The organism is Streptomyces sp. NPDC085900 (assembly GCF_044540925.1).
In the GTDB taxonomy this organism is placed as follows: Bacteria; Actinomycetota; Actinomycetes; order Streptomycetales; family Streptomycetaceae; genus Streptomyces; species Streptomyces gilvifuscus.
Window position 1 is genome coordinate 1 of sequence record NZ_JBITSP010000028.1, and the last position, 7,337, is coordinate 7,337.

The following is a 7,337-nucleotide window of genomic DNA, read 5'->3' on the forward strand; positions in this document are numbered from 1 at the left end:
GGGCCGGCGGGTGCGCGGATGTACCGGACCGGGGACCTGGTGCGGTGGGACCGCGAGGGGCGCCTGGAGTACGTGGGCCGCGGTGACGCCCAGGTCAAGATCCGGGGTCTGCGGATCGAGCCGGGCGAGGTGGAGGCGGCGCTGACCGCCCACCCCGGCGTCGCCCAGGCCGCCGTCACCGTCCATGACAGCGGACGTTCCAAGCAGCTCGTCGGCTACGTGGTGCCGGTCGGCGTCGTCGGCACGGAACTCGGCGCAGCGGAGAGCATCGGCGACCTGCACGTCGACCTGACGGCCGGCGTGTCGGTGCCGGAACTGCGCCGGTTCGTGTCCGGGCGGCTGCCGGAGTACATGGTGCCGTCGGCGTTCGTGGTGCTGGACCGGCTGCCGCTCGCCCCGAACGGCAAGCTCGACCGCGCCGCACTGCCCAAACCGGTCTTCCGCGGCGAGAAGTACCGGGAGCCGTCCTCCGAGGCGGAGAAGGTGCTCGCCGCGGTGTTCGCCGAGGTGCTGGGCGCCGACCGGGTCGGTGTGGACGACGACTTCTTCGCGGTGGGCGGGGACAGCATCCGGTCCATCCAGGTCGTCTCACGGGCGCGGGCACGGGGCGTGGAGGTCACCCCACGGGAGATCTTCCAGCAACGCACGGTGGCCGGGCTCGCGGCGGTGGCCGCCGGACGCGGTGCCGCCACCGAGACCCTGGAGGAGTTGGAGGGTGGTGGTGTCGGTTTCCAGCCGCTGTTGCCGATCGGCCGGTATCTGTTGGAACTGGGCGGTGGGTATGGCCGGTTCAGTATGTCGGCGGTGGCCGAGCTGCCGGTGGGTATCGACGAGGCCGGGCTGAGGGCGACCGTCGGGGCGGTGTGGGACCGGCACGATGTGCTGCGCTCCCGGCTGGTCGATGACGGCATGACGGTGACGGGGCCGGGCTCGGTCGATGTGGGTTCGCTGCTGCGCCGGGTGGAGTGCGACGGGGTCTGGGACGAGGCCTGGCTGGAGCTTGCCCGGGCCGAACTGGACGCCGCGACGGGTCTGTTGGATCCGGCTGCGGGTGTGATGGGGCGGCTGGTGTGGTTCGACGCGGGGCCGGACATTGCGGGCCGTCTGATCGTCGTGCTGCATCACCTGGTGGTGGACGGTGTTTCGTGGCGCATTCTGCTGCCGGATCTGGCGGCGGCGTGGAAGGACGTCCGCGAGGGCCGTTCTCCCGAGCTGCCGACGGTGGGGACGTCGGTGCGGCGCTGGGCGCATGCCCTGGTCGACGAGGCATCCTCGCCGCAGCGGGTGGCGGAGCTGGAGTTGTGGCGCTCAGTCGTCGAAGGCCCCGACCCGCTGCTGGGCACGCGGGCCTTGGACGCGAGCGTCGACACCATCTCCACGCAGGAGTACGTGTGGCTGCGGGTGCCCACCTCGGTCACCCGTGCCCTGATCACCGATGTGCCTGCGGCGTTCCGTGCGGGTGTCAACGACGGTCTGTTGGGGGCGTTGGCGGTGGCGGTCGCGTCCTGGCGTCGTGGCCGCGGTGTGGCGGAGTCGTCGCTGCTGGTGCGGCTGGAGGGCCACGGCCGTGAGGAAGCCGTGGTGCCGGGTGCCGATCTCTCGCGCACGGTGGGCTGGTTCACCAGCATGTTCCCGGTGCGTCTGGACGTCGGTGACACCGACCTCGACGACGCGCTGGCCGGCGGCGCGGCCGCGGGATCGGTGGTCAAGGCCGTCAAGGAGCAGGTGCTGCGCATCCCGGACAAGGGGATGGGCTACGGCCTGCTGCGCTACCTGAACGACGAGACGGGCGCGGTACTGGCCTCACGGCCGAGCGGGCAGATCGCCTTCAACTACCTCGGTCACTTCACCGCGGCCGACATGCCCGAGGAACTGCGCGGACTCGGCTTCAACCAGGCCTCGGGCACGGGCGAGTTGATCGCGACCCCGGACGCCGACATGCCGGTCATGTCGACGCTGGAGATCAACGCTCTCGTCGACGACTCCGGTGAGCTGGCCGCCCGAATCGGCTTCCCCAACGGCGTGCTCGGACGAGCGGACGTCGAGGAACTGGCCCTGCTCTGGCAGACCGCCCTGGAAGGTCTGGCCCGTCATGTCGCCCGGCCCGGAGCGGGCGGACTGACCCCCTCCGACGTGCCCCTCGTCACCGTCGCCCAGACCGAGATCGAGCGCTGGGAGCAGCGCCATCCGTCCCTCAGCGACGTCTGGCCGCCGACCCCGCTGCAGTCCGGCCTGCTCTTCGAGTCGATGCTCGCCGACACCGCGCACGACGCCTACCAGATGCAGTTCGCCTACCACCTGTCCGGGCCGGTCGACCCGCAGCGCATGCGGGCCGCCGGCCAGGCCCTGCTGGACCGCTACGACAACCTGCGCACCGCCTTCGTCTCCGACACGGCCGGCGACCTGATCCAGCTCGTCCTCGCTGAGGTCGAACTGCCCTGGCGGCACCTGGATCTGACCGACGCCGACGAGGAGGCCTTCCAGCGGCTCCTGGCCGCCGACCGCGCCGAGCGCTTCGACCCGGCCGCGCCGCCGCTGCTGCGGCTCACCCTCGTCTCCCGCGGGCCGGACCGCTCCGCTCTCGTCCTCACCGCCCACCACGTGCTGTTCGACGGCTGGTCGGTGCCCACCCTCATGCAGGACCTGCTCCGCCTGTACGGCTCCGGGGGCGACGCCTCCGTCCTGCCCCGGGCACGCGGCTTCCGTGACTTCCTGGCATGGCAGGCGCGGCAGGACCGTGCCGCGGCCGCCGAGGCGTGGACGGCCGAACTCGACGGCTTCGACGAGCCGACCCTGCTCGCGCGGGACAAGGACCCCGCCGCGCACAGCGACGACGTGGGCAACGTCGACGTACCGCTGTCGCCTGCGCTGACCCGCGGGCTGTCCGCGTGCGCCGCTGACCTGGGCGTCACCCTCAACACTCTGGTGCAGGGCGCCTGGGCGGTGCTGCTCGGACAGCTGACCGGCCGCCGGGACGTCGTGTTCGGCGCCACCGTGTCGGGCCGTCCGCCCGAGGTGCCCGGCGTGGAGTCCATGGTGGGCCTGTTCATCAACACCCTGCCGGTGCGGGTGGAACTCTCGCCCTGGCACAGCCTCCGGCAGGTGCTGACCGGCCTGCAGCACAGGCAGGGCGAGCTGCTCGACCACCACCACTACGGACTGAGCGACATCCAGCGGGCCGTGGGGGCGACCCGGCTGTTCGACACCATCGTCGTCTTCGAGTCGTACCCCGTCGACCACGTCGGCCTCAGCGAGGCCAACGACACGGCCGGCGTCGCCATCACCGGCATCACGCCGTTCAGCGGCACCCACTACCCGGTGACCGTGATGGCCGACGCCGACCCCGCCCTGCGCCTGTCGCTGCAGTACCAGCCGCACGTGTTCGACCGGCCCGCCGTGGAGCTCGTCGCCGAGCGGTTCGAGCAGGTACTGCGCCGGCTGGTGACCGACCCGGAGTCGCCGGTCGGTGCCGTGGACGTGCTCACGCCGGCCGAACGGGAGCGCGTGCTGCGCCTCAGCGGCACCGCAGCACCCTCCGTGCCGGACACGACCGTCCCCGCCCTGTTCGAGGCGCGGGCGGCCGCCACGCCCGACGCCGTGGCGGTGATCAGCGGGGACGAGTCGCTGACCTACCGCGAGACGGACCGGCGCGCCGACCGGCTGGCGCGCGGCCTGGCCGCCCGCGGCATCGGCCCGGAGTCGCTGGTGGCAGTGGCGCTGCCCCGTACCCCCGACCTGGTCGTGGCCCTGCTCGGCGTGCTGAAGGCGGGCGCTGGCTATCTGCCGATCGACCCCGAATACCCCAGCGCACGGCTGGAGTTCCTCCTGTCGGACGCGGCCCCTTCGCTGATCCTCACCGCCCCCGGATCGGCGGACGTCCTGCCCGACACGGGCATCCCCACCACGACCCTCGCCGAGCTCACCGAGCCGGACGCCGGGTCCGCGCACCCGGTGGCGGCACGGCCGGAGAACGTCGCCTACGTGATGTACACCTCCGGCTCCACCGGCCGGCCCAAAGGCGTCACCGTCACCCACCGCAACGTCACCAGCGTCCTGCCCGGCCTGGTCGACGCGCTCGGGGTCAGGCCCGGGATGCGGATGCTGGCGAGCGCGTCCGTGAACTTCGACGTCTCCGTGTACGAGATCTTCGCGACGCTCAGCCACGGCGGCAGCGTCGAACTCGTCCGCGACGTGCTCGCCCTGGGCGAGCGGGACACCTGGTCCACCGACGTGGTCAACTCCGTGCCGTCCGCGTTCGCCGAACTCCTCGACGAACTCCCGGGCCGCATCAACCCCAAGGCTTTCGTGTTCGCGGGCGAGGGCCTGCCCGGCTCCCTGGTGGACCGCGTCCGCGCGGCCTTCCCCGGCGCACGCGTGGTCAACGGCTACGGCCAGACCGAGTCGTTCTACGCCACGGCGTACACGCTCGGCGCCGGCGAGCAGTTCACCGGCGGCGCGAGCGCGCCCATCGGCCGGCCCCTGCGGTACGGCCGCGCCTATGTCCTCGGCACCGGGCTGCGGCCCGTGCCGCCCGGCGTCGTCGGCGAGCTGTACGTCGCGGGTGCCTCGCTGGGCCGCGGCTACCTCGGCCAGGCCGGCCTGACGGCCGAGCGGTTCGTGCCCGATCCGTTCGGTCCCGCCGGTTCGCGCATGTACCGCACCGGCGACCTCGCCCGCTGGACCCCCGATGGCCAGCTCGCCTACGTCGGACGGGGCGACGGCCAGGTGAAGATCCGCGGTGTTCGGGTGGAACCCGCCGAGGTGGAGGCGGCCCTGGTCGCCCACCCCGACGTCGAGCAGGCCCTCGTCATCGCCCGGCGCAGCCCGGCGGGGGGTGCCTCGGCGTCCGCCTACCTGGCCGCCTACGTGGTCCCGGCCGGCAGCGAGCCGCCGCGGGACCTGCGCGGCTACATGTCCGCGAAGCTGCCCGACCACCTCGTGCCGTCCGCGTTCGTCACCCTCGACAGGCTTCCACTCCTGCCCAACGGCAAGGCGGACCGCTCCGCGCTGCCCGAGCCGGAGTTCGCCGGCGTGCCCTACCGCGCCCCGCGCAACACCGTCGAAGAGGTGCTGTGCAGGTTGTTCGCCGAGGTGCTCGGCGTGGAACGGGTCGGCATCGACGACGACTTCCTCGTCCGCGGCGGCCACTCGCTGCTCGCCACCCGGCTCGTCAACCGCATCCGCGCCGAACTGGGCGCCGAGGTCCGCGTCGGCCGCGTGTTCGACGCGCCCACCGTCGCCAGGCTGAGCGGGCACCTGGCCACCGCCGGCCCGGCCCGGCCGCGACTGGGCCGCGCCGACACCCGGCCCGAGCGGGTGCCGCTGTCCTACGCCCAGCGCCGGCTGTGGTTCGTGGACCGCTTCGAGGGACCGTCGGCGACGTACAACCAGTCCTTCGTGCTGCGTCTGAACGGGCCACTCGACGTCGACGCGCTGCGCGCTGCGCTGGGTGACGTGGTCGCCCGGCACGAGAGCCTGCGCACCCTGGTGGCGGAGGACACCGACGGCCGTCCCTACCAGCGGGTGCTGCCCGTCGCGGAGGCCGGCCTGGACGTCACGCTGACCGAGGTGACGCCGGCCACGGTCGACGAGGAACTCGCCCGCGTCATCGGGCGCCCCTTCCTCCTGGCCGCCGATCTTCCCGTCCGAGCCGCGCTGCTGCGGCTCGGCGCCGAGGAGCACCTGCTGCCGCTGGTCATCCACCACATCGCCGTCGACGGCGAGTCGATCGCGCCCCTGGCCCGCGACCTGGCCACGGCGTACGAGGCCCGCCTGGAATCCCGCGCGCCCGACTGGGCCGAACTCCCGGTCCAGTACGTCGACTACACGCTGTGGCAGCGTGAGCTGCTCGGCGAAGAGGACGACCCGGACAGTCTGCTGTCCGCGCAGGCGGAGTTCTGGCGGCAGGAGCTGGCCGGGGCACCGCAGCCGCTCCAGTTGCCGACGGACCGGCCCCGCCCCCCTGCGCCCAGCCATCGCGGTGACGTCGTCGAGTTCGGCATCGCTCCCGAGGTGATGGCCGAGGTGGCGAAGCTCGCCCGGGACAGCGGGGCGACCGAGGCCATGGTGCTGCAGTCCGCGCTCGCGGTGCTGCTCAGCCGCCTCGGTGGCGGCGACGACATCACCATGGGCTCGCCGATCGCCAACCGCACCGACGCCGCACTCGCCGACCTGGTGGGCTTCTTCGTCAACACGTGGGTGCTGCGCGCGGACCTGTCGGGCGCGCCGTCGTTCCGGGAGGTCCTGGACCGCGTCCGGGACCGGGCGCTGGCCGCGTACGACAACCAGGACGCGCCGTTCGAGCGGCTGGTGGAGGTCCTCAACCCCGAGCGCTCCACCGCCTACCACCCGCTGTTCCAGGTGATGTTCGCCTGGCAGAACATTGCTCGCGAGGACTTCGGGATGCGCGGGCTGCGGGTCAGGTGGGAGCCGTCGTTCTCGGACACCGCCAAGTTCGACCTCTTCTTCAACCTGGGGGACATTCCGGGCCAGGGTGTCGTCGGCAACCTCGAGTACGCCACCGACCTTTTCGACCGCTCCACCGCCGAGAGCCTCGCCGACCGCTTCCTGCGTGCCGTCGAGCAGCTGGTGACCGACCCCGGGCGCCGCATCGACCAGGTGGACGTGCTGCTGCCGGATGAGCGCGAGCGACTCGACGCCCGCACCGGACCGGGCCTGCCGGTGGCGGACACCACCGTGCACGGTCTGTTCGAGAGGCAGGTCCTGGCCCACCCGGAGGCGCCGGCGGTGGAGTGCGGGGCGGTGCGGCTGTCGTACCGCGAGCTGGACGAGCGGGCGAACCGTCTGGCGCGTGCCCTGGTCGCGCGGGGGGTGACCGGGGAGTCGGTGGTGGGGCTGGCGTTGCCGCGCTCGGCGGACCTGGTGGTCGCCCTGCTGGGCATCATGAAGTCCGGCGGCGCCTACCTGCCCATCGACCCCCGCTATCCCAGCGCACGGCTCGGCCTGATGCTGGAGCACGCCCGCCCGGCCCTGTTGCTGACCGACACCGCGACGGCGCCCACGCTCCCCGGGCACGACGTGCCCGTCCTCCTGCTGGACGACCTTGACCTGGAGGCCGGCGACCCGAGGCCGGTGGCGGGCGAAGTCCACCCGGACAACGCGCTGTACGTGATGTACACCTCCGGCTCCACCGGCGTCCCCAAGGGCGTCACGGCTACCCACCGCAACGTCGCCGGCTGCCTGCCCACCCAGGTGGACGCCGTCCGCATGGGACCGGGGAAGCGGATGCTGGCGGGCACGTCCATCAATTTCGACGTGTCGGTGTTCGAGGTGATGACGGCGCTGACGAGTGGCGGTGTCGTCGAAGTGGTTCGTGA

At 72.7% G+C, this 7,337-nt stretch carries 1 protein-coding gene; it reads left to right on the plus strand.

Going from position 1 to position 7,337, the window contains the following annotated elements; all coding sequences use genetic code 11:
• Positions 1-18: 18 nt before the first annotated feature.
• Positions 19-7,337: amino acid adenylation domain-containing protein (locus ACIGDI_RS43330; RefSeq protein WP_399908550.1), on the plus strand; the 7,319-nt coding region annotated here is incomplete at its 3' end.